The sequence below is a fragment of the Mycobacterium sp. NGS59 genome, assembly GCF_059812345.1.
This window is the reverse complement of the sequence record NZ_JCALCN010000003.1, coordinates 52,563-74,251: the sequence shown is the minus strand read 5'-3', so window position 1 is coordinate 74,251 and position 21,689 is coordinate 52,563. Positions and strand designations below refer to the sequence as shown.

Here is a 21,689-nt window from a genome sequence, read left to right as displayed (position 1 = left end):
TTAGGCGGCCGGGACCGGCGTGCGTTCGCGCGTGGCGGTCCGCTCCGTCGTCAGCTTCGCGGTGACGGTGGCGCCGGCCACGACGAGCACCGCCAGCGCCCACCACACGTAAGACATCCCGACCAGCTGTCGCCACAGGGACGCCGTCGTCTCGTGGTGCTTGGGCATCAGGTCGATCGGCGTCCACTTCATCAGCGCCACGCCGGTGAGGCTGACGACGGCCAGCGCGATGTTGCGGCGACGCCACGCCAGCACTCCGGTGACCAGTACCGCAGGCAACATCCAGACCCAGTGGTGCGACCACGACACCGGCGAGACGACCAGCCCGAACAGGGCGACGCAGATGACGGCCAGGGTCGGCTCGTCGGCGCGCAGCACCCGGCGCATGGCCCAGATCGTCAGGCCCAGCACCAGCAGGCTGGCCAGCACCCACAGCGGGAAGCGTTCGTGCTGATCAAGTCCCAAGCGGGCCAGTGAGCCGACGATGTTCTGGTCGGTGTTGAGCGCGGCCGAGCCGATGCGGTCGGTGTGGTGAAGGGTGTGCGTCCAGTAGTCCCACGAATCGCTCCAGGCCAGCGCGAAACCCACCAGCGTGGCGCCGGCGAAGGTCGCCAGCGCGGTCAGGGCGGCCCGGTTGTCCTTGCGTAACAGGAAATACAGCAGGAACACCGCGGGGGTCAGTTTGAGCGCGATGCCCACGCCCAGCAACAGGCCCCGCGGCCAGGGCGTGCGCCGTGGCAAGCAGTCGGCGATCACCAGGGCCATCAGCACCGCGTTGATCTGGCCATAGGCGAAGTTCGAACTGGTGGGTTCCAGCCAGATCACCGCCGGGGCGATCACCAGCACGGCCAGCCACAGTCGGCGCAGCCAGGCCGGACCTGGTAACCAGCGGGACTCCGCCCACACGTCCAGCCGGGTCAACACGATCATGGTCGCCACCGGCAACACCACCAGATTCAGCGCCGTGATCACGTGGCTGGCGACCGGCATGCCCAGCCAGGCGAACGGGCTGAACACGATCGCGGCCAGCGGGGGATAGGTGAACGGCAGATCCACGATCGGTGTGTGGAACAACACATTCCCGTCGTAGAGCGGACGGCCGTCCAGCCAGGCCTGCGCGCCCATCTGATAGACGTCGATGTCGATGCGGTACGGGACGTTTGTGAACAGCTGACGGCACGCCCTGGCCAACCCCAGCGCAGCCACCAACCAGGCCAGGCACCACAGCGAGACCCGCCCGACTCGACTGCCCACGTCGGGCGACCGCCATCTACTCATGTCGAGGACAGCCTAATCGTTGTCGCGCCAACTCCGGCCCGCGCGCGTCACTTGATTGCGCGACCAGACGCAAAAGCACCCCCAAACCGGCCGGTTTGGGGGCTTTTGCGTCTGCTCGCCAGCGGGAGGTGCCCCGGGTCGGCGGACTAGGCTGCGGCGGTGCGGTACTTCTACGACACCGAGTTCATCGAGGACGGCCGCACCATCGAGCTGATCTCGATCGGCGTGGCCGCCGAAGACGGCCGCGAGTATTACGCGGTGTCCACCGAATTCGATCCGGGGCGGGCCGGGACCTGGGTGCGGGAGAACGTCCTGCCCAAGCTGCCGTCACCGGCCTCCCAGCTGTGGCGTTCGCGCAGTCGGATCCGTGCTGACCTGGAAGAGTTCCTCCGCGTCGACGGCCCGGACCCGATCGAGCTGTGGGCCTGGGTGGCCGCCTACGACCACGTCGCGCTGTGCCAGTTGTGGGGTGCGATGCCGGCGCTGCCCAAGGCGATACCCCGATTCACCCGAGAGCTGCGCCAGTTGTGGGAAGACCGCGGTTGTCCGCGGTTGCCACCGCGTTCCCGCGACGTGCACGACGCGCTGGTGGATGCCCGGGATCAGTTGCGCCGCTTCCGAATTATCAGCGGGGAGTAGCGTTCGCCCTGATCAGCCGGGTGCAGGCGGCCACGGTTACGATGGACCGATGAACTGGACCGTCGACATTCCGATCGACCAGCTGCCGCCGTTGCCGCCGTTGCCCGCGGATCTGCGGGCCCGGCTGGACGCGGCGCTGGCCAAGCCGGCCGTGCAGCAGCCCAGCTGGGACGAGGACCAGGCGGCGGCGATGCGCACGGTGCTCGAGAGCGTGCCGCCGGTGACGGTGTCCTCGGAGATCATCCGTCTGCAGGAACAACTTGCCCAGGTCGCCCGGGGTGAGGCGTTCCTGCTGCAGGGCGGCGACTGCGCGGAGACCTTCACCGACAACACCGAACCGCATATCCGGGGCAACATCCGTACCCTGCTGCAGATGGCCGTGGTCCTGACCTACGGCGCCAGCATGCCGGTGGTCAAGGTGGCCCGCATCGCCGGTCAGTACGCCAAACCCCGGTCGGCCGACATCGACGCCCTCGGCTTGAAGTCCTACCGGGGTGACATGATCAACGGCTTCGCCCCCGACGCCGCGGTCCGTGACCACGATGCGTCGCGGCTGGTCCGCGCCTACGCCAACGCCAGCGCCGCAATGAACCTGGTGCGTGCGCTCACCTCGTCGGGGTTCTCGTCGCTGCACCTGGCGCACGACTGGAACCGCGAATTCGTGCGTACCTCGCCGGCCGGCGCCCGCTACGAGGCGTTGGCCGCCGAGATCGACCGCGCGCTGCGGTTCATGAGCGCCTGCGGGGTGGCCGACCGCAACCTGCAGACCGCCGAGATTTACGCCAGCCACGAGGCGTTGGTGCTCGACTACGAGCGGTCCATGCTGCGGCTTTCCGAGGGCGAGAACGGCGAACCGCAGCTCTATGACCTGTCGGCGCACACCGTGTGGATCGGGGAGCGCACCCGTCAGCTCGACGGCGCGCACATCGCCTTCGCGGAGGTGATTGCCAATCCGATCGGCGTCAAGATCGGCCCGACGATGACGCCGGAACTGGCCGTCGAATATGTCGAGCGACTCGACCCGCACAACAAGCCGGGCAGGCTGACCCTGGTGAGCCGGCTGGGCAACAACAAGGTGCGCGACGTGCTGCCGCCGATCATCGAGAAGGTCCAGGCCGCCGGTCACCAGGTGATCTGGCAGTGCGACCCGATGCACGGCAATACCCACGAGTCGTCGACGGGGTACAAGACCCGGCACTTCGATCGGATCGTGGACGAGGTGCAGGGCTTCTTCGAGGTGCATCGCGCCTTGGGCACCCATCCGGGTGGCATCCACGTCGAGATCACCGGCGAGAACGTGACCGAATGCCTGGGCGGCGCGCAGGACATCTCCGACCACGATCTGGCCGGTCGCTACGAGACGGCGTGCGACCCGCGGCTGAACACCCAGCAGTCCCTCGAGCTGGCCTTCCTGGTCGCGGAGATGTTGCGCGACTAGCCGCACCCCGGGCGAGCAGACGCAAAAGCCCCCGATTTCGGCACGAAATAGGGGCTTTTGCGTCTGCTCGCGCAACCTAGAGCAGGCCGCTGAGGTGCGCTCCGAGGATCCAGGCCCCGGTCGCCACGAGCCCGGTCAACGTCAGCACCACGACCACCCAGATCAGCACCATGCGGCGCCGGTGCTGACGCTCCCAGACGAACTCGTCGATCGGGATGCCCGCGAACACCCCGTCGTCGACCTCGAACTCCGTCGCCGGTTCGACCGGCGGGTCCGGTTCCGGCCAGGCCTCGGGCTCGCGGGTGAACTGACGGGTCGGGTTCGGACGGGGTGCGCCGCCCGCGCGGCTGTGGTGCAGCGCCGCCGACCGGTGTTGGGCGGAGTCGCGCGGCGCCGGCACCCGGAAGTCGGGCAGGTTCAGCTCCTCGGCGATCGCCTCCACGTCGGCGGCCATCTCGATCGCGTCGGCGTAACGCTGCGCCGGGTCGGCGGCCGTCGCGCAGGCCACGAAGTCGTCGAATTGCGTTGGCACACCGTCGATCACGGCGCTCGGCGGCGGCACGTCGGCCTCCAGCCGCTGGTAGGCGACCGACAGCGCGGTGTCGCCGGTGAACGGGGTGCCCCCGGTCAGCAGTTCGTAGGTGAGGATCCCCACCGAGTAGACGTCGCTGCGGGGACCGGCGCTGCCGTCACGCACCTGCTCGGGGGACAGATACGCCGCGGTGCCCAGGATGACGCTGGCAGAGGTGATGCCCGCGGCCGCAACGGCGCGTACCAACCCGAAATCGGCGATCTTGACCTCGCCGTCGTCGGAGATCAGGACGTTCTCGGGCTTGACGTCGCGGTGCACCAGGCCGGCCCGGTGCGCGGCGGCCAGCCCGCTCAGCACGGGTCGCAGCACCGCCACCACCGCGTGCGGCGGCATCGGCCCGCGCTCGGTCAGCAGTTCGCGAAGGGTGCCACCTTCGACGAGTTCCATCACCAGGAACGGGTAGCGACCGTCCTGGCCCTGGTCGTAGACGGCCACCAGACATGGATTCTTCAGCCGCGCGACGGTGCGTGCCTCGAGCTGGAACCGTGTCAGGAATTGCTGGTCGTCGCAGTAGCGCGGGTCCATCACCTTCAGGGCCACCGGCCGGTCGAGCCGGGTGTCGAGCCCGCGGTACACCGTCGAGGTTCCGCCGCTGGCGATCTTCTCCTGCACCAGATAGCGGCCGTCCAGCACGGCGCCGTGCAAGGGATCCCCAACCACGCAGGCAATGGTAGGTGGACGGGGATATTTTCCTGGCAGAAGGCGCAGACGTGGCCGCCCGGCAGTTCTAGACTGACCTGGTGGGCAGCATTCCCGCCGGCGACGATGTCCTTGATCCCGACGAGCCGACCTTCGACCTGTCCCGGGTGGCCGAATTGCTCGGCATTCCGGTGAGCAAGGTGCAGCAGCAGTTGCGCGAAGGTCACCTGGTCGCGGTGCGCCGCGCCGGCGGCGTGGTGGTGCCGCAGGTCTTCTTCACCACCTCGGGCCACGTCGTCAAGAGCCTGCCCGGTCTGTTGACGATCCTGCACGACGGCGGCTACCACGACACCGAGATCGTCCGTTGGCTGTTCACCCCGGACCCGTCGCTGACGGTCACCCGCGACGGCTCGCGCGACGCCCTGAACAACGCCCGCCCGGTCGATGCGCTGCACGCCCATCAGGCGCGCGAAGTGGTGCGGCGCGCCCAGGCTATGGCGTACTAGCGAGCGGCTCCTCGGCCGGCGTGTCTTCCTCGGGGTCCGGTGCGCGGTAGATCGAACGCCAGGCCACCAGCGCGAAGGCGGTCGCGAGCCCGACGTGCAGCCAGGAATACATTCCGTGCGACCCGTCGGGTTTGAAGATCACCATGATCCAGGTCGAGAACCCGGCGATGGCGGCCATCGCGCGACGCGACTGCGCCAGCGGAGCGAGCACCGCCAGCGGCCAGGAGTAATACCACGGCAGCGCGGCCGGCACGAACAGCACCACGACCAGCATCGCGGCGAAGATGCCGGTCAGGGCGGCGCGGTCGTCGCGCCGGAACCGCCACCACAGCACCGGCAGCGACACCGCGATCACGACGATGCCGACCAGCCGGGCGATCCGCAGCACGGAGTAGAACTGCACAGCGAAAAACCCGCTGGTCAAGGCATGGATCAGGTTCGCGGCGGCGGTCGGCACGGTCAGCCAGTTGATGATCTTCACCGATCCGGCCAGCGCGGTCAGCCAGCCCAATCCGACCCCGGCCGCCAGCGACAGCACACCGAATACCGCGACACAGATCAGCAACGCGGACAGCGCGGCAACCGCGAACGCCTGCACCGGCCGCCAGTCGCGGTCGTCGCGCAGATGACGCATCCACACCCAGCCCAAAAACGGCAGCGCGAGCCCCGCGGTGGCTTTGACCGCGATCGCGACGGTGAGCAGCGTGATACCGGCGACGTGGTGCCGCTGCAAGGTCAGCGCGATGCCGGCGGCCATCAGGCCCACCATCAGCATCTCGTTGTGCACCCCGCCCATCAGATGGATCAGCACCAGGGGGTTCAGCACGCAGATCCAGAGTGCGGTGGCGCCGTCGGCGCCAATATGGCGCGCCAGCCGGGGGGCGGCCCAGATCAGCAGCGCCAGACCGGGCAGCATGCACAGGCGCAGCAGCATCGTTCCGGCGATGACGTTGTTGCCGACGAGCACCGTCACCAGCTTGGCCACCAGGATGAACGCCGGGCCGTAGGGCGCGGTGGTGATCGTCCAGATGGGACTCACGTCGTCCAGCAACGGGTTCGGGTTGCCGACCGGCCCCACCGCGTAGGGATCGAAGCCGTCGCGCAGCAACGCGCCCTGCGCCAGATACGAATAGGTGTCGCGACTGAACACCGGAACCGACAACAGCAGCGGGGCCAGCCAGAAAGCGGTGGTCGCGCGCATCGTGAACTCGCTGACTCCCTCGCCGAGCAACCGCCGCCCCAGCCGCAACCACGCGATCAGCATCAGGCTCACGCCGACCCAGAGCAGGATCGACGACAGCACCAGTCCGTGGCCGAAACGCATCCAGGACAGATGAATCGACTCCAGTAGCGGGTCATGCTGGCGCGTGCTACCCGCGCCCAGGCCGCCGATCGTGATCAGGACAGCACCCAGGAACCCCAACCGCGCCGGACCGCCCTCCGGCGCTCTGGCGAACGCGGACAGTCGCGAAATGCGTTGTCCCACAGTTATTTTCGGAACAGTGCTGGCGGCCTGCGGGGCCGGTGTCGGAGTGGTCATCGGCTCACGCGGACCGATCGGTGGCTGCCTGGGCCAGCTCGGCCAAGCCGGCTTTGGCAGACGCGTTGATCGGTGCCGCGGCCAAGGTGGCCAGGGCCCGGTCGGTCAGCTCGGTGATCCGGTTCTCCGCGGCCGTCAGTGCGCCCACCCCCTCGATCACCTCGCGTAGTTCGGACACCTGGTCCTCTGTCAGATCGGTGCCGATCGACGTGCGTAACAGATTGGCGGCCAACGGATCCGATTCCGCGGCCAGTTGCGTTGCCTCGGCCAGCAGCGCGGTGCGTTTGCCTGAGCGCAGGTCGTCGCCGGACGGTTTGCCCGTCACCGCGGGATCGCCGAAGACGCCCAGGACGTCGTCGCGCAGCTGGAACGCCACTCCGAGGTCGGTCCCGAATCGCTCGAAGGCCGCCGTCACCTCGGGCCGGTCGGCGGCGGCGGCAACCCCGAGCTGCAACGGGCGCGTCACTGTGTAGCAGGCGGTCTTGTAGGTGGCCACGGTCATCGCCGCCGTGACCGATTCGTCCACCGAGCCCGGTACGGCGGCCTCGGCGACGATGTCGAGGTACTGGCCGCCCAGCACCTCGGTGCGGATCGCCGACCAGACCCGCTCCACCCGCGGCCGCACATCGGCTGACAGGCGCGCGCGGGAGACGATGTCAGCGGCCCAGGTATGCGCGACGTCGCCGAGCAGGATCGCCGCCGATACCCCGAACTGTTCGGCCGGGCCACGCCACCGACGTTCCCGGTGCCGGGCCGCGAAGTGCTGGTGGGCGGTCGGCCGGCCGCGTCGGGTCGCCGAGGCGTCGATCACGTCGTCGTGGATCAGGGCAAACGCGTGCAGTAGTTCCAGCGCCGAAAACAGCAGCAGCACATCGGAATCGGGCCGGTGGTCGGTGACCGCGTCCCATCCCCAGTAGGCGAACACCGGCCGCAGTCGCTTGCCCCCGCTCAGCACGAAATCCTCGAGCCAGCCGGTCAACTCGGCGAAGTCGGTGCCGCACGGAAATTCCAGGTAGCCGGCTTCACCGCGACGGTCGTGCAGGTACCGTCGCAGCTGGTCGGTGACGGCGGCGGCCACCTCGACGGTTGCCGATGCTGCCGATGCTTCCAGGCTCAGCGCAGCGCCCCTTCCTCACTCGGCATACCTCTGGCCCGACAGTGTATGCCGCGCGGCGTTTGCCCGATCCGCGCAACGGCTGCCGCCAGCGCCTGATGAGCGTGAAAATCGCGCCCCTATGCTGTCGTGGGGGTTTGTCCAAGGTTTGCGCGACGCAGCGCCAGACGAGTCAGCTGAAGAATGAGGAATCGCGTGACGCTCAACACCATCGCGCTCGAGTTGGTGCCGCCCAACGTCGAGGACGGTCGGGAGCGGGCGCTGGAAGACGCGCACAAAGTGGTGCGGTACTCGGCCGAGTCCGGTCTGGACGGTCGGCTCCGGCACGTGATGATCCCGGGCATGATCGCCGAGGACGACGACCGCCCGGTGCCGATGAAGGCCAAGCTGGACGTGCTGGACTTCTGGTCGATCATCAAACCGGAACTGCCTGGCCTGCACGGCCTGTGCACCCAGGTCACCGCGTTCATGGACGAGTCGGCGCTGGGACAGCGGCTCACCGCACTGACCGAGTCCGGGATGCAGGGTGTGGTCTTCGTCGGGGTGCCGCGCACCATGAACGACGGGGAAGGCGACGGTGTGCCACCGACCGAGGCGCTGTCGATCTATCGCGACGCCGTGGCCAATCGCGGTGTGATCGTGATCCCGACCCGGGAAGGCGAACACGGCCGGCTCAATTTCAAGTGCGACCAGGGTGCCACCTACGGCATGACCCAACTGCTCTACTCCGACGCCATCGTGGGGTTCTTGGCCGACTTCGCCAAGCAGACCGACCATCGGCCCGAGATTCTGTTGTCGTTCGGGTTCGTCCCCAAAGTCGAGAGCCGGGTCGGGCTGATCAACTGGCTGATCCAGGACCCGGGTAACGCCGCGGTGGCCGGGGAGCAGGAGTTCGTCAGGACTTTGGCCGCCAGTGAGCCCGCCGACAAACGTGCGCTGCTGGTCGACCTCTACAAGCGGGTCATCGACGGAGTCGCCGACCTCGGCTTTCCGCTGAGCATCCACTTCGAGGCGACCTACGGCGTGTCCGGCCCGGCCTTCGAGACTTTCGCGGAGATGCTCGCCTACTGGGCGCCGACGGCCCCGGCCTAACTGGACGACTGGTCGCCGGACGCGGTGAACCGCGGCGAACGGTCCCGGCTGGCCCAGGCCAACGCCGCCACCACGCCCGCGGCGGCGAACGACGCGATGCCCAGCCAGATCCCCGCCCCGGTGAACGACCGAGTGTTGGGATCGGTGTAGCGGGCGGTGGCGCTCATCGTGCTCACCACGCCCGGCTTGAGCTTCCACTGCACGACCTCGGGCTCGATCCGGTCGCCGTTGGTGGACGTCACGGTTCCAGGGAAGGCGACGGTCAGCTCGACCTCGGCCTCGGGATCGGTCACCGATGTCAGGTCGGCCCGGCCTTCCAGGATCACCAGGTTGCCGTTGCGGCGCAGCGACAGGTTCACTCCGGCGGCGTCGGAGTTCAGGTGGGCCAGCTGCGGCAGTTCGGCGAAGGTCAGATCGGCGAAGACCGCCTGCGAACCCACGTAGCCGTCGCTTTCGTAATTCGAGATCGCGACCTTCTGGCTGAACGGCAGGTTCGTGTCCAGCTGCGGTCCGGTGTCCTTGTTGTTCTTGGGTTTGGCCGCGGCGATGATCTCGCCGGACACCAGGTCGTCGGGGGAGATCGTGATCGACGCCCGGACTCGCAGGCATCCGGTGGCCAACGGCACCAGCATCAGCAGCATCACGACGGCCAGCAGCCGACGACGGCGGTCGCTGGAAATGCGGCGAGATCCCCGGACCGGTAGCGCGGAAAGGCTGGCGGGCACCAGGTCATCGTGCCAGACCGGGTGAGCCGCCCGTTCAGAGTGGCAGCGCGCGCCCCAGAATCGCGAAAGCCCGGGGATCCCCGGCGAAATAGTAGCTGCGGATGACGTCGGTGAACCCCAACCGGCGGTACAACCGCCAGGCGCGGTTGCCCTCCCCGCTGGTCTCCGGCGTGGACAGCAGGACGTTGGCTTCGTCGCGACCGGTCAGAAGCCGACGGGCCAGCGCCTCACCGAGGCCGTGACCCTGCGCGCGGGGGTGGATGTGCAGCTCGGTGAGCTCGAAGTAACTGGTCATCAGCCGGTCGATCGCCGGGGCGGGGAAGCCGCTGCGCTGCAAACCGAGGATGACCTGCTGCTGCCACCACTGTCCCGGCGCCCCGGGATAGCCGTAGCCGACCCCGACCAGCGGCGCGTTGCTCAACTCGGCCGCCGTCGGAGGGTCACCCGCCGGTCGGCGTGCGTCGGCGACTTCGACGGCGGCGACCGCTTTCCAGCCGGGTCGCCGGGTGTGTTCCAGCCACATCGCGGCCCGCTGATTCTCGGTGCCGCGCGGATAGCGCATCGCGTCGACGTAGACCTTCAGCGCGTCGGTGAGGCGGCGCTCCATGTCTTTCGGGGGCAGGTCGATGAGGAAGGTCGCCAACGCGCGGTGTCCTCCTCGGCTTCGGTTGGGTCCGGTCGGGTTCCAGTATCGGACGCCGTCGTCGCGCGGCGACGGGCAGTCTGTCGACATCGTGTGACGGGTTGCACCCGCGACCGCCGCGGACCATCGCGTTGCGTCGGCTGTCGAGGCGATAGAATCGTTTGCGAATCATTGGTACCGCGAACAATGACCTCGTATCATCGGAGTTAATTGCCCCACAACGGGCTATACGTGTGCTATCGGTGAAGACACCACAGTGTTTCGGCAAGGAGGGACGAATGCCACTCTCCGATCATGAGCAGCGAATGCTCGATCAGATCGAGAGCGCTCTCTATGCCGAGGATCCCAAGTTCGCTTCGAGTGTCCGCGGCGGCGGCTTCCGCGCCCCGACGGCACGGCGCCGGCTGCAAGGCACGGCGCTGTTCGTCGTCGGTTTGGCGATGCTGGTCTCCGGGGTGGCATTCAAAGCCACGATGATCGGAAGTTTCCCGGTGCTGAGCGTGCTGGGGTTCGTCGTGATGTTCGGCGGCGTGGTGTACGCGGTCACCGGCCGCCGGCTGGCCGGCAGGCCGGATCACGGCGGGTCGACGTCGGGTGCGTCGCGTCAGCGTCGACCCAAGGGTGGCAGCGGTTCGTTCACCAGTCGTATGGAGGATCGGTTCCGCCGCCGGTTCGACGAGTAGTACAGCGCGCCAACACATGACGGGGTAGCCAGACGGCTGCCCCGTTCTCGTTTGCCGGCCCCGCCACGATCGCAGATGCAGCCCCGCGGACACGCCCGCCATGCCGGACGACGCCACCTTGTGCCCGATTCGTAGCGCAGTTGTGCCCATCTGCCCCACTGCGCCCCACCTCGCTCCCGACGGGGTGGTTTAGGCCCCTGAAATGCGCGTTTTCCTCTTCGCTCTAGGGCCTTCCGCGGGAGCTGACCGCGCTGGGCGGCGGTCTGATCGGCAGTGGGCGGCTTCGGGACGCGCGGAGGGGGTGTTTTTGGGGAGAAGTGGGGGATTGTGGGGTATGGTAGCCGAAGCGTTTGGGTGCGAAGCAAGTTGGAGGTGCCGCAGTGTTTCTCGGCACCTACACGCCCAAGCTCGACGACAAGGGGCGGCTCACGCTGCCGGCCAAGTTTCGCGACGCGTTGGCAGGGGGGTTGATGGTCACCAAGAGCCAGGATCACAGCCTCGCCGTCTACCCGCGGTCGGAGTTCGAACAGCTGGCGCGGCGGGCGAGCAAGGCGCCCCGCAGTAATCCCGAAGCCCGGGCCTTCCTCCGTAACCTCGCTGCCGGCACCGACGAGCAGCACCCCGATGCCCAAGGCCGGATCACGCTGTCTGCCGACCATCGCCGCTACGCCGGCCTGTCGAAAGACTGCGTGGTGATCGGTGCGGTCGATTTCCTCGAGATCTGGGATGCCCAGGCCTGGAACAACTATCAGCAAATCCATGAAGAGAACTTCTCCGCGGCCAGCGATGAAGCACTCGGCGACATCTTCTGAGGTGCATGCCCGTGCACCGTGGTCTCTGCCCGAACCGACCCTGGCGTACTTCCCCAACGCCAGGTGCGTGCTTTCGGACAGAGACCACGGTGCGCGGTCACCGGTAGGCCGATACAGCCCGGGAGGTCTTGCGGTGGCACACCAACCGACTTCCGGCCCTTCCGATTTCGGTCATGTGCCGGTGCTGGCGCACCGTTGCCTGGAGTTGCTCACCCCGGCGCTGACCCGCTATCACCCCGACGGCTCCGGTGCTATCCTCGTCGACGCGACGTTGGGCGCCGGCGGGCACGCCGAGCGATTCCTCACCGAGTTGCCGGGCTTGCGATTGATCGGACTCGACCGGGACCCGACCGCGCTGGACATCGCCCGCGACCGGCTGGCCCCATTCGCCGACCGGATTACGCTGGTGCACACCCGCTATGACGGCATAGCCACCGCCCTGGGCGAATCCGGTTACGGCACAGTCGAATCCGTTGACGGGATCCTGTTCGATCTGGGTGTGTCGTCGATGCAGCTCGACCGTGCCGAGCGCGGGTTCGCCTACGCCAAGGACGCGCCGCTGGACATGCGGATGGATCCGTCGGCGCCCCTGACAGCGGCCGACGTCGTCAACACCTACGACGAAGCCGAGCTGGCCGGCATCCTGCATCGCTATGGCGAGGAGCGGTTCGCCCGACGCATCGCCGCACAGATCGTCCGACGCCGCGCCCGCGCCCCGTTCACGTCGACCGGCGAGTTGGTGGCCCTGCTCTACGAAGCCATCCCGGCCGCCACCCGCCGATCCGGCGGACATCCGGCCAAGCGCACCTTCCAGGCACTGCGCATCGCGGTCAACGACGAGCTGGAGTCGTTGCGCGGTGCCGTGCCGGCGGCGCTCGACGCGCTCGCGTTGGCCGGTCGCATCGTGGTGCTGGCCTATCAGTCCCTGGAGGATCGGATCGTCAAGCGCGCCTTTGCCGAAGCGACCGCCTCCCGTACACCGCCGGGTCTCCCGGTCGAACTTCCCGGCCACGGGCCGCGATTCCGGTCGTTGACGCACGGCGCAGAGCGGGCGGACGAAGCCGAAATGGAGCGCAACCCGCGCAGCACCCCGGTGCGACTGCGGGCGCTGCAACGAATTGAGCACGCAAGCGGGAAGGGCTATGCATGAGCACACAGCGCGAGGCGTCCAAACGTCGTGACACCCGACGGGGTGGCGCGGGCCGGCCCAGTGCCCGCACCGCTGCCGACGTGTCGTCGCGCCGCAACCGGTCGCGCACGCCGGCAGCGCCGAGCCGCGAGGCGCGCGTGCCCCGTTCGGGACCTCAGACCAGCCCGATATCCCGCCCGGTGGATCGACCGGTCCGGGCCAAGAACGCCAGTCAGGCCAAGGCGCGCGCCAAGGCTCGCAAAGCCAAAGCGCCCAAGGTGATTCGGCCCAAACTGACCGAGCGGCTGGCCGCCCGCCTGACCGAGATCGACCTGCGGCCCAGCACCCTGTTGAGTCGGGTGCCCTTCGTGGTGCTCGTCATCGGTTCACTCGGTGTGGGACTGGGTTTGACCCTGTGGTTGTCCACCGACGCCGCCGAGCGCTCCTACCAGCTCAGCCATGCCCGGGAACGGACCCGGATGCTGCAACAGCAGAAGGAGGCGCTGGAACGCGATGTCCGGGAGGCCGAGTCGGCGCCCGCATTGGCCGAGGCGGCGCGCAAACAGGGCATGATTCCCACCCGCGACACCGCCCATCTGGTCCAGGCGCCCGACGGCACCTGGGTGGTGGTGGGTAACCCCAAACCGGCCGACGGGGTCCCGCCGCCGCCGTTGAACGCCAAGTTGCCCGACGAGACTCCGCCACCGCCGCCCCGGCCGGCGGCCCCGCCGCCGGAGGTCGCGGTGCGGGTCGCGCCCGGTGCCACCGACCCGAGTGTGCCGGCCCACTCTGGCCCACAGGTGCTGCTGCGCGGGCCGGACGGTGCGTCGACGGTGGTGGGGCCCGGTGCTTCGGGGGTGCCCGGACAGGTGCCGGCGGTGCCCGGACAGGTGCCGGCGGTGCCCGGACAGGTGCCGACGGTTCCGGGAACGGTGCCGGGTGCGACGGTGCCGGGCGGTCAGCTGCCGGTGCCGGGTGCGACGGTGCCGGGTGCTCAGCTGCCGGTGCCGGGTGCGACGGTGCCGGGTGCGCAGCTGCCGGTGCCGGGGGCGACAGTGCCGGCCCCCAACTCAGTACACGCCGACCTGTTGCCGACGGTGCCCACGGTGCAGCCACCGGCGGTGTTGCCCGCGCCGGCTACCGCTGAACAACCGGTCCCGCTCCCGACGGTGCCGGGGGCCGCGCGATGAACCGCGGCGACCCGCGCCGCGCCCCCCGTCCGGCCCGTGACACCAAACATCCGAAGCGCTCCCGAAAAGCCACCGAGGCCAAGGCATCTCGCGTCCGGTCGGATTCGGTGCCCGCCGGGCACTCGGCACGAGACCGGCGCACCCGTCAGGCCGTCGAGGTGGTCGGTCGCGGCGCCTCCTTCGTCTTCCGGCACCGGGCCGGTAACGCCGTCATCCTGGTGTTGATGGTGGTGGCTGTCACGCAGTTGTTCTACCTGCAGGTGTCCAACGCTTCGCAGCTCAACGCACAAGCGGCCGGCCAGCTCAAGGTCACCGACGTCGAACGGGCGATCCGCGGCGCCATCGTCGACCGCCACAACGACCGGCTCGCGTTCACCATCGAGGCACGCGCACTGACCTTCCAACCCAAGCGGGTTCGTCAGCAGCTGGAGGACGCCAAGAAGAAGTCGCCGCACGCGCCCGACCCCCAGGAACGGCTCAAGGACATCGCCAAAGAGGTCGCCGGCAAGCTGAACAACAAGCCGGACGCCGCGACAATCCTGAAGAAGCTGCAGAGCAACGAGACGTTCGTCTACCTGGCCCGCAACGTCGATCCCGCTATCGCGCAAGCGATCTCGGCGAAATTCCCCGAGGTCGGCTCGGAGCGTCAGGACCTGCGTCAGTACCCCGGCGGGTCACTGGCGGCCAACATCGTCGGCGGCATCGACTGGGACGGCCACGGCCTGCTGGGCCTGGAGGACTCCCTGGACGCGATGCTGGCCGGCACCGACGGGTCGGTCACCTACGACCGCGGCTCGGACGGCGTCGTCATCCCCGGCAGCTACCGCAACCGGCACAAGGCGGTGCACGGTTCGACCGTCCAGCTCACCCTCGACGACGACATCCAGTTCTACGTCCAACAGCAGGTGCAGCAGGCCAAGAACGTATCCGGCGCGCACACCGTCTCGGCCGTCGTCCTCGATGCCAGGACCGGTGAAGTGCTGGCCATGGCAAACGACAACACCTTCGACCCGTCGCAGGACATCGGGCGCCAGGGCGACCGGCAGTTGGGCAACCTGCCGGTGTCCTCGCCTTTCGAGCCGGGCTCGGTGAACAAGATCATCACCGCGTCCTCGGTCATCGAATACGGACTGTCCAACCCCGACGAGGTGCTGCAGGTCCCGGGCACCATCTCAATGGGTGGGGTCACCATCCACGACGCCTGGGAGCACGGCGTGATGCCCTACACCACCACCGGGGTATTCGGGAAGTCCTCCAACGTCGGCACGCTGATGCTGGCCCAGCGGGTGGGCCCAGAACGTTTCTACGACATGGTGCGCAAGTTCGGGCTGGGTCAGCGCACCGCTGTCGGGCTGCCCGGTGAGAGCGCCGGCCTGGTGCCGCCGATCGACCAGTGGTCGGGCAGCACCTTCTCCAATCTGCCTATCGGACAAGGGGTTTCGATGACCCTGCTGCAGATGGCCGGCATGTACCAGGCGATCGCCAACGACGGCGTGCGGATCCCGCCGCGCATCCTCAAGGCCACCATCGCCGCCGACGGCACCCGCACCGAGGAACCCCGTCCCGACGGCGTCCGGGTGGTCTCGGCGCAGACCGCCCAGACGGTGCGCGGCATGCTGCGCGCGGTGGTGCAGCAGGACCCGATGGGCTACCAGCAGGGCACCGGGCCGGCCGCGTCGGTGCCCGGCTACCAGATGGCAGGCAAGACGGGAACCGCGCAGCAGATCAACCCCGGCTGCGGGTGCTATTTCGACGACGTCTACTGGATCACCTTCGCCGGGATGGCCACCGTCGACAATCCCCGCTACGTGATCGGCATCATGATGGACAATCCGCAGCGCAACGCCGACGGCACTCCCGGCCACTCGGCGGCGCCGTTGTTCCACAACATCGCGGGCTGGCTGATGCAGCGCGCGAACGTTCCGCTGTCGCCGGACCCGGGCCCGCCGCTCACCTTGCAGGCGATGTAACTACCGGCCGCGCGCTGCCCGTCCCGGACGGGCGTGTCCGCTGCCGCGGCTAGGTAGGGTGTCTTGGCCGATCATCCCGATCAGGCCGACCCGACGGAGGTGGTGACGGAGGTGGCGTCGGTGCCAACGGATCTGCGCCCCAGCACCGGCGCGGGCGTGCCGCTGGCCGCGCTGGCCGCGCAGGTGGGCGCCGTGCTGACCGCCGGACCGGACCGGCTCACCGTGCTCGGCGACCTGACGGTCACCGGGGTGACGTTGCGCGCCCAGGAGGTGCGTCCCGGCGACCTGTTCGCCGCCCTGCCCGGGTCCAAAACCCACGGCGCCCGCCACGCCGGGCAGGCCATGGAACGCGGGGCCGTCGCGGTGCTCACCGATGCCGACGGCGTGGCCGAACTGGGCGGCGGGGACGTCGAGGTGCCGGTGCTGGTGCATCCGGCGCCGCGCAGCGTGCTGGGTGGGCTGGCCGCCACCGTGTACGGACGCCCGTCCGGCCGGGTGACGGTCGTCGGGATCACCGGCACCTCGGGCAAGACCACGACCACTTACCTGGTCGAGGCGGGGCTGCGGGCCGGTGGCCGGGTGGCCGGGCTGATCGGCACCATCGGCGTCCGCATCGACGGTGCCGACATCCCCAGCGCGCTGACCACCCCGGAAGCTCCCGCGCTGCAGGCGATGTTCGCCGCGATGGCCGAGCGCGGGGTGGACACCGTGGTCATGGAGGTGTCGAGTCACGCGCTGAGCCTGGGCCGGGTCGACGGCACCGAGTTCTCCGTGGGGGCCTTCACCAACCTCTCCCGGGACCATCTGGACTTCCACCTGACCATGCAGGACTACTTCGAGGCCAAGGCGCTGCTGTTCGATCCGGCTTCTGCGTTGCGTGCCCGCACCGTGGTGGTGTGCGTCGACGACGACGGCGGTCGCGCGATGGCCGAGCGGGCGGGTACCGCCATCACCGTCAGTGTCACCGACCGCCCCGCGCAGTGGCGCGCCGTCGACATCACCCCGCGGGGCCCGGCGGGTCAGGAGTTCACCGCGATCGACCCCGCCGGCGGCCGGCACCGGATCGGCATCGACTTGCCGGGGCATTACAACATCGCCAATTGCCTTGTCGCACTGGCGGTTTTGGACGCCGTCGGCGTGTCCCCGGAGCAGGCGGCGCCGGGGCTGAGGCAGACCCGGGTGCCGGGCCGCCTCGAACAGGTCGACCGGGGCCAGGACTTCGTCGCGCTGGTCGACTACGCCCACAAGCCTGAGGCGCTGCGCGCGGTGCTGACCACTCTGCTGCACCCCGACCGACGGCTGGCGGTGGTGTTCGGCGCGGGCGGTGACCGCGACCCCGGCAAGCGCGCTCCGATGGGCGCCATCGCCGCCGAGCTGGCCGACCTGGTGATCGTCACCGACGACAACCCGCGCAGCGAGGATCCCGCGGCGATCCGCAGGGAGATCCTGGCAGGCACCGCCGACGCTAAAGCGCAAGTGGTCGAGATCGGTGACCGTCGCGAGGCGATCGGGGCCGCGGTGGCCTGGGCCGGACCGGGTGACGTGGTGCTGATCGCCGGCAAAGGGCACGAAACCGGGCAGAGCGGAGGCGGGCAAACGCACCCGTTCGACGACCGGGTCGAATTGGCGCAGGCTTTGGAGCGGCACCGATGATCGATCTGACCATCGCCCAGATCGCCGAGATCGTCGGCGGCACCCTGGCCGACATCACAGCCGAGCAGGCCGCCAGCACCCACGTCACCGGGAGCGTCGAGTTCGACTCGCGCGCCGTCGGGCCGGGTGGGTTGTTCCTGGCGTTACCGGGCGCACGCGCCGACGGGCACGACCACGCCGCTTCCGCGGTCGCCGCCGGCGCCGCCGTGGTACTGGCCGCCCGACCGGTCGGGGTGCCGGCCATCGTGGTGGCCCCACAGCAGGCGCCCGACGGCCGGGCCGGCGTGCTCGAACACGACGTGGACGGGTCCGGCGCGGCGGTGCTGGGCGCGCTGGCCAGGCTGGCAAAGGCGGTGGCCGCCGACTTGGTGGCGAATGGGTTGACGATCATCGGGATCACCGGATCCTCGGGCAAGACCTCGACCAAGGACCTGGTCGCCGCGGTCCTGCAACCACTCGGGCAGGTGATCGCCCCGCCCGGGTCGTTCAACAACGAGTTGGGGCATCCCTGGACGGTGCTGCGGGCCACCCGCGACACCGACTTTCTGGTGTTGGAGATGTCGGCGCGCCATCCCGGCAACATCGCCGCGCTGGCCGAGATCGCTCCGCCGGCGATCGGCGTCGTCCTCAACGTCGGCACCGCGCACCTGGGGGAGTTCGGCTCCCGCGAGGTCATCGCACAGACCAAATCCGAACTGCCGCAAGCGGTTCCGTCGTCCGGGGTGGTCGTACTCAACGCCGACGACCCGATGGTCGCCGCGATGGCGGAGGTGACCGCGGCCCGCGTCGTCCGGGTGAGTCGCGCCAGCGGCGACGTCTGGGCCGGACCAGTCTCCCTGGACGAACTGGCGCGACCACGGTTCACCCTGCACGCGGGTCAAGCACACGCCGAAATCGAGCTCGGCGTATCCGGCGACCACCAGGTGAGCAACGCTCTGTGCGCGGCCGCGGTCGCGCTGGAATGCGGTGCCGACGTGCAACAGGTCGCGGCCGCGCTCGCCCAGGCGGGAGCGGTGTCGCGGCATCGGATGCAGGTGAGCACCCGCGCCGACGGGGTGACCGTGATCGACGACGCCTACAACGCCAACCCCGATTCGATGCGCGCCGGACTGCAGGCGCTGGCCTGGATGGCGCACGCCGAACGAACGGGTGAACCGCGACGCAGCTGGGCGGTACTGGGGGAGATGGCCGAACTCGGTGACGACGCGATAACCGAGCACGATCGCATCGGTCGGCTCGCGGTGCGCTTAGATGTGTCTCGACTCGTTGTCGTGGGAACCGGGAGGTTGATGAGCGCCATGCACCACGGAGCGGTCATGGAGGGCTCGTGGGGGTCGGAGGTTGTCGACGTGCCCGACCGTGAGGCGGCCCTGACGCTGTTGCGCGCCGAGCTGCGCCCCGGCGACGTCGTCCTGGTCAAAGCCTCCAATTCGGCCGGCCTCGGTCAATTGGCCGACGCGCTGGTGGCCGACGGCGAAAGCCCGCGCCCGTGAGGCAGATCCTGATCGCGGTGGCGATCGCGGTGACCGTGTCGATCCTGCTGACCCCGGCGCTGATCCGGCTGTTCACCCGGCAGGGGTTCGGCCACCAGATCCGGGAGGACGGCCCGCCCAGCCACGCCACCAAGCGGGGCACGCCCTCGATGGGCGGGGTGGCGATCCTGGCCGGCATCTGGTGCGGCTACCTGGGCACGCATCTGTTCGGGTTGCTCTTCGACGGCGACGGGGTCACCGCGTCCGGTCTGTTGGTGCTCGGCCTGGCTACCGCGCTGGGCGGCGTCGGCTTCCTCGACGACCTGATCAAGATCCGGCGCTCGCGCAACCTGGGACTGAACAAGACCGCCAAGACGATCGGCCAGATCGCCGCCGCCGTGCTGTTCGGGGTGCTGGTCCTGCAGTTCCGCAACAACGCCGGCCTGACCCCGGGCAGTCTCAACTTGTCCTATGTGCGCGACATCGCCACCATCGCCTTCACGCCGGTGGTATTCGTGCTGTTCTGCGTCGTCGTGGTCAGCGCCTGGTCCAACGCCGTCAACTTCACCGACGGGCTCGACGGGTTGGCGGCCGGCGCCATGGCGATGGTCTCCGGGGCCTATGTGCTGATCACGTTCTGGCAATTCCGCAACGCGTGCGCCACGGCGACGGTGCTGGGACTGCCGGGAGCTCTGCAGGGCTGCTACGACGTGCGCGATCCGCTGGATCTGGCGCTGGTCGCGGCCGCCACCGCCGGCGCCTGCATCGGGTTTCTGTGGTGGAATGCCGCGCCCGCCAAGATCTTCATGGGCGACACGGGGTCGCTGGCGCTGGGTGGCATCATCGCGGGCCTGTCGGTCACCAGCCGCACCGAGATCCTGGCCGTGGTGCTGGGTTCGTTGTTCGTCGCCGAAGTCACCTCGGTGGTTCTGCAGATCCTGACGTTCCGGACCACCGGACGCCGGATGTTCCGGATGGCGCCGTTCCACCATCATTTCGAGTTGACCGGCTGGGCCGAGACCACGGTGATCATCCGGTTCTGGCTGCTCACCGCCATCACCTGCGGTCTGGGGGTGGCACTGTTCTACGGCGAATACCTGTCCACGATCGGACCCTGACGTGCTGGGCCCGTTGACGTCGGGTGCGCCCGTGCTGATCGCGGGTGCGCGCGTGACCGGCCGGGCGGTACTGGCCGCGCTGACCCGGTTCGGTGCCGTTCCGACGCTCTGTGACGACGACCCCGCGATGCTGCGCCCGTACGCCGATGCCGGGGTGGCGACCGCGGATCCGGCGGCAGCGATCGCCGGAATCGACTCCTATGCGCTGGTCGTCACCAGTCCCGGTTTCCAGCCGAGCACCCCGGTGTTGGCCGCGGCCGCGGCGGCGGGGGTGCCTATCTGGGGCGATGTGGAGCTGGCCTGGCGGCTGGATGCGGCCGGCCAGTACGGGCCGCCGCGGCGCTGGTTGGTGGTGACCGGTACCAACGGGAAGACCACCACGACCTCGATGCTGCACGACATGTTGAGCGCCGGTGGGCTACGCAGTGCGCTGTGCGGCAATATCGGGGACCCGGTCCTGGATGTGCTGGCTACGCCGTCCGACGTGCTGGCCGTGGAGTTGTCCAGTTTCCAGTTGTTCTGGGCACCTTCGTTGCGGCCCGAGGCGGGTGTGGTGCTCAACATCGCCGAGGACCACCTGGACTGGCACGGCACGATGGCCGACTACACCGCCGCCAAGGCCCGGGTGCTCACCGGTCGGGTGGCCGTCGTCGGACTCGACGACGTCCGGGCTGCCGCGTTGGCCGACACCGCGCCGGCTTCGGTGCGGGTCGGTTTCCGGCTCGGCGAACCTGCCGCCGGCGAACTCGGCGTGCGGGACGGATACCTGGTGGACCGAGCCTTCGCCGGCGACCTGCCGCTGGCGCCGATCGCCTCGATACCCGTGCCGGGTCCGGTCGGGGTGTTGGACGCGTTGGCGGCGGCGGCGCTCGCGCGCAGCGTCGGCGTCCCCGCGACGGCGATCAGCGACGCGTTGACCGCTTTCCGGCCGGGCCGGCACCGATCGGAGGTGGTGGCCGTCGCGGACGGCATCACCTACGTCGACGATTCCAAGGCCACCAACCCGCACGCCGCGGAAGCTTCGGTGTTGGCGTATCCCCGGGTGGTGTGGCTGGCCGGTGGCCTGCTCAAGGGCGCTTCTGTGGACGCCGAGGTGGCCCGCATCGCATCGCGGCTGGTCGGGGTGGTCCTGTTCGGCCGGGATCGGGCCGAGGTTGTCGAGGCGTTATCGCGACACGCGCCCGATGTCCCCGTCGTACAGGTTGTGACAGGCGAGGATGTTGTGATGCATGCGACAGCTGAGGCTCCTGTTACTAAAGTGATACAAGTTAACGTTGCCGCGGAGACCGTCGGCACTCGCGTGATGGCCGCAGCGGTGGCGGCGGCCCGGGACCTCGCCACCCCGGGCGACACCGTGCTGCTGGCGCCGGCCGGCGCCTCGTTCGACCAGTTCAGTGGCTACGGCGCACGTGGTGACGCCTTCGCGGCGGCGGTCCGCGCCGCGCTGCGGTAGGCG

At 69.2% G+C, this 21,689-nt stretch carries 19 protein-coding genes; 13 read left to right on the top strand and 6 right to left on the bottom strand.

Features of this window, described 5'->3' with window-relative positions; translation table 11 throughout:
• Entirely contained in the window at positions 1-1,278 is a 1,278-nt protein-coding gene (locus AC5Y46_RS05465) for a glycosyltransferase 87 family protein (protein WP_499990299.1), read from the bottom strand.
• A 159-nt stretch (positions 1,279-1,437) separates the two neighbouring features.
• Between AC5Y46_RS05465 and AC5Y46_RS05460 the strand changes: the two genes are divergently transcribed.
• Positions 1,438-1,917, top strand: coding sequence for a polyadenylate-specific 3'-exoribonuclease AS (locus AC5Y46_RS05460; protein ID WP_499944996.1), 480 nt, complete (start codon positions 1,438-1,440; stop codon positions 1,915-1,917).
• A gap of 49 nt (positions 1,918-1,966) precedes the next feature.
• On the top strand, positions 1,967-3,355 hold the full coding sequence (locus AC5Y46_RS05455; protein ID WP_499944998.1) for a class II 3-deoxy-7-phosphoheptulonate synthase: 1,389 nt from the start codon (positions 1,967-1,969) through the stop codon (positions 3,353-3,355).
• A gap of 76 nt (positions 3,356-3,431) precedes the next feature.
• Here AC5Y46_RS05455 and AC5Y46_RS05450 read toward each other — a convergent pair whose 3' ends face one another.
• Positions 3,432-4,616 carry a protein kinase domain-containing protein gene (locus AC5Y46_RS05450; RefSeq protein WP_499945146.1) on the bottom strand — a complete coding sequence of 395 codons (1,185 nt, stop codon included), beginning with the start codon at positions 4,614-4,616 and terminating at the stop codon, positions 3,432-3,434.
• 71 nt (positions 4,617-4,687) lie between these two features.
• On the opposite strand from AC5Y46_RS05450, the gene AC5Y46_RS05445 reads away from it, so the two are divergent.
• Positions 4,688-5,092: an Rv2175c family DNA-binding protein gene (locus tag AC5Y46_RS05445; RefSeq protein WP_499945000.1), complete on the top strand. Its 405-nt coding sequence runs from the start codon at positions 4,688-4,690 to the stop codon at positions 5,090-5,092.
• On the opposite strand, the gene AC5Y46_RS05440 is transcribed toward AC5Y46_RS05445, so the two are convergent.
• Positions 5,079-6,632, bottom strand: a complete 1,554-nt coding sequence (locus tag AC5Y46_RS05440) for an alpha-(1->6)-mannopyranosyltransferase A (RefSeq protein ID WP_499945002.1) — start codon at positions 6,630-6,632, stop codon at positions 5,079-5,081. The two genes, AC5Y46_RS05445 and AC5Y46_RS05440, sit on opposite strands and share 14 nt — an antisense overlap.
• A 4-nt stretch (positions 6,633-6,636) precedes the next feature.
• Positions 6,637-7,710 carry a polyprenyl synthetase family protein gene (locus AC5Y46_RS05435; protein WP_499945003.1) on the bottom strand — a complete coding sequence of 358 codons (1,074 nt, stop codon included), beginning with the start codon at positions 7,708-7,710 and terminating at the stop codon, positions 6,637-6,639.
• 231 nt (positions 7,711-7,941) lie between these two features.
• On the opposite strand from AC5Y46_RS05435, the gene AC5Y46_RS05430 reads away from it, so the two are divergent.
• A complete protein-coding gene (locus AC5Y46_RS05430) occupies positions 7,942-8,838 on the top strand; it encodes a mycobacterial-type methylenetetrahydrofolate reductase (protein WP_499945005.1) in 897 nt (298 codons plus the stop codon).
• On the opposite strand, the gene lppM is transcribed toward AC5Y46_RS05430, so the two are convergent.
• Positions 8,835-9,518: a lipoprotein LppM gene (lppM, locus tag AC5Y46_RS05425; protein WP_499945147.1), complete on the bottom strand. Its 684-nt coding sequence runs from the start codon at positions 9,516-9,518 to the stop codon at positions 8,835-8,837. The two genes, AC5Y46_RS05430 and lppM, sit on opposite strands and share 4 nt — an antisense overlap.
• A 79-nt stretch (positions 9,519-9,597) precedes the next feature.
• Positions 9,598-10,206, bottom strand: coding sequence for a GNAT family N-acetyltransferase (locus tag AC5Y46_RS05420; RefSeq protein ID WP_499945007.1), 609 nt, complete (start codon positions 10,204-10,206; stop codon positions 9,598-9,600).
• Positions 10,207-10,484: 278 nt separating this feature from the next.
• Here AC5Y46_RS05420 and AC5Y46_RS05415 point away from each other — a divergent pair, with 278 nt between their 5' ends.
• From AC5Y46_RS05415 to murD, 9 genes are all read left to right on the top strand, one after another.
• Positions 10,485-10,889, top strand: coding sequence for an SCO2097 family morphological protein (locus tag AC5Y46_RS05415; RefSeq protein WP_499945009.1), 405 nt, complete (start codon positions 10,485-10,487; stop codon positions 10,887-10,889).
• Positions 10,890-11,269: 380 nt separating this feature from the next.
• Positions 11,270-11,701, top strand: a complete 432-nt coding sequence (gene mraZ / locus AC5Y46_RS05410) for a division/cell wall cluster transcriptional repressor MraZ (protein ID WP_499945011.1) — start codon at positions 11,270-11,272, stop codon at positions 11,699-11,701.
• A gap of 1 nt (position 11,702) precedes the next feature.
• Positions 11,703-12,851, top strand: a complete 1,149-nt coding sequence (gene rsmH, locus AC5Y46_RS05405; protein ID WP_499945148.1) for a 16S rRNA (cytosine(1402)-N(4))-methyltransferase RsmH — start codon at positions 11,703-11,705, stop codon at positions 12,849-12,851.
• Positions 12,848-14,020 (top strand): cell division protein FtsL, encoded by a 1,173-nt coding sequence (gene ftsL, locus AC5Y46_RS05400; RefSeq protein WP_499945013.1) that lies wholly within the window; start codon positions 12,848-12,850, stop codon positions 14,018-14,020. Before rsmH ends, ftsL begins: the two co-directional genes overlap by 4 nt.
• Entirely contained in the window at positions 14,017-15,990 is a 1,974-nt protein-coding gene (locus tag AC5Y46_RS05395; RefSeq protein WP_499990294.1) for a peptidoglycan D,D-transpeptidase FtsI family protein, read from the top strand. The genes ftsL and AC5Y46_RS05395 overlap by 4 nt, the downstream gene beginning before the upstream one ends.
• Positions 15,991-16,053: 63 nt before the next feature.
• Positions 16,054-17,643 carry a UDP-N-acetylmuramoyl-L-alanyl-D-glutamate--2,6-diaminopimelate ligase gene (locus tag AC5Y46_RS05390; protein ID WP_499990293.1) on the top strand — a complete coding sequence of 530 codons (1,590 nt, stop codon included), beginning with the start codon at positions 16,054-16,056 and terminating at the stop codon, positions 17,641-17,643.
• A complete protein-coding gene (locus tag AC5Y46_RS05385; protein WP_499990292.1) occupies positions 17,640-19,136 on the top strand; it encodes a UDP-N-acetylmuramoyl-tripeptide--D-alanyl-D-alanine ligase in 1,497 nt (498 codons plus the stop codon). Before AC5Y46_RS05390 ends, AC5Y46_RS05385 begins: the two co-directional genes overlap by 4 nt.
• Positions 19,133-20,233, top strand: a complete 1,101-nt coding sequence (gene mraY / locus AC5Y46_RS05380) for a phospho-N-acetylmuramoyl-pentapeptide-transferase (protein WP_499945020.1) — start codon at positions 19,133-19,135, stop codon at positions 20,231-20,233. The genes AC5Y46_RS05385 and mraY overlap by 4 nt, the downstream gene beginning before the upstream one ends.
• A gap of 1 nt (position 20,234) precedes the next feature.
• Positions 20,235-21,686 (top strand): UDP-N-acetylmuramoyl-L-alanine--D-glutamate ligase, encoded by a 1,452-nt coding sequence (murD, locus tag AC5Y46_RS05375; protein WP_499990291.1) that lies wholly within the window; start codon positions 20,235-20,237, stop codon positions 21,684-21,686.
• Positions 21,687-21,689: the final 3 nt, after the last annotated feature.

Coding starts and splice junctions, on each gene's coding strand:
- AC5Y46_RS05415 (WP_499945009.1), top strand. CDS start 10,485: ATGCCACTCTCCGATCATGAGCAGCGAATGCTCGATCAGATCGAGAGC.
- AC5Y46_RS05395 (WP_499990294.1), top strand. CDS start 14,017: ATGAACCGCGGCGACCCGCGCCGCGCCCCCCGTCCGGCCCGTGACACC.
- AC5Y46_RS05465 (WP_499990299.1), bottom strand. CDS start 1,278: ATGAGTAGATGGCGGTCGCCCGACGTGGGCAGTCGAGTCGGGCGGGTC.
- AC5Y46_RS05440 (WP_499945002.1), bottom strand. CDS start 6,632: ATGACCACTCCGACACCGGCCCCGCAGGCCGCCAGCACTGTTCCGAAA.
- AC5Y46_RS05385 (WP_499990292.1), top strand. CDS start 17,640: ATGATCGATCTGACCATCGCCCAGATCGCCGAGATCGTCGGCGGCACC.
- AC5Y46_RS05455 (WP_499944998.1), top strand. CDS start 1,967: ATGAACTGGACCGTCGACATTCCGATCGACCAGCTGCCGCCGTTGCCG.
- ftsL (WP_499945013.1), top strand. CDS start 12,848: ATGAGCACACAGCGCGAGGCGTCCAAACGTCGTGACACCCGACGGGGT.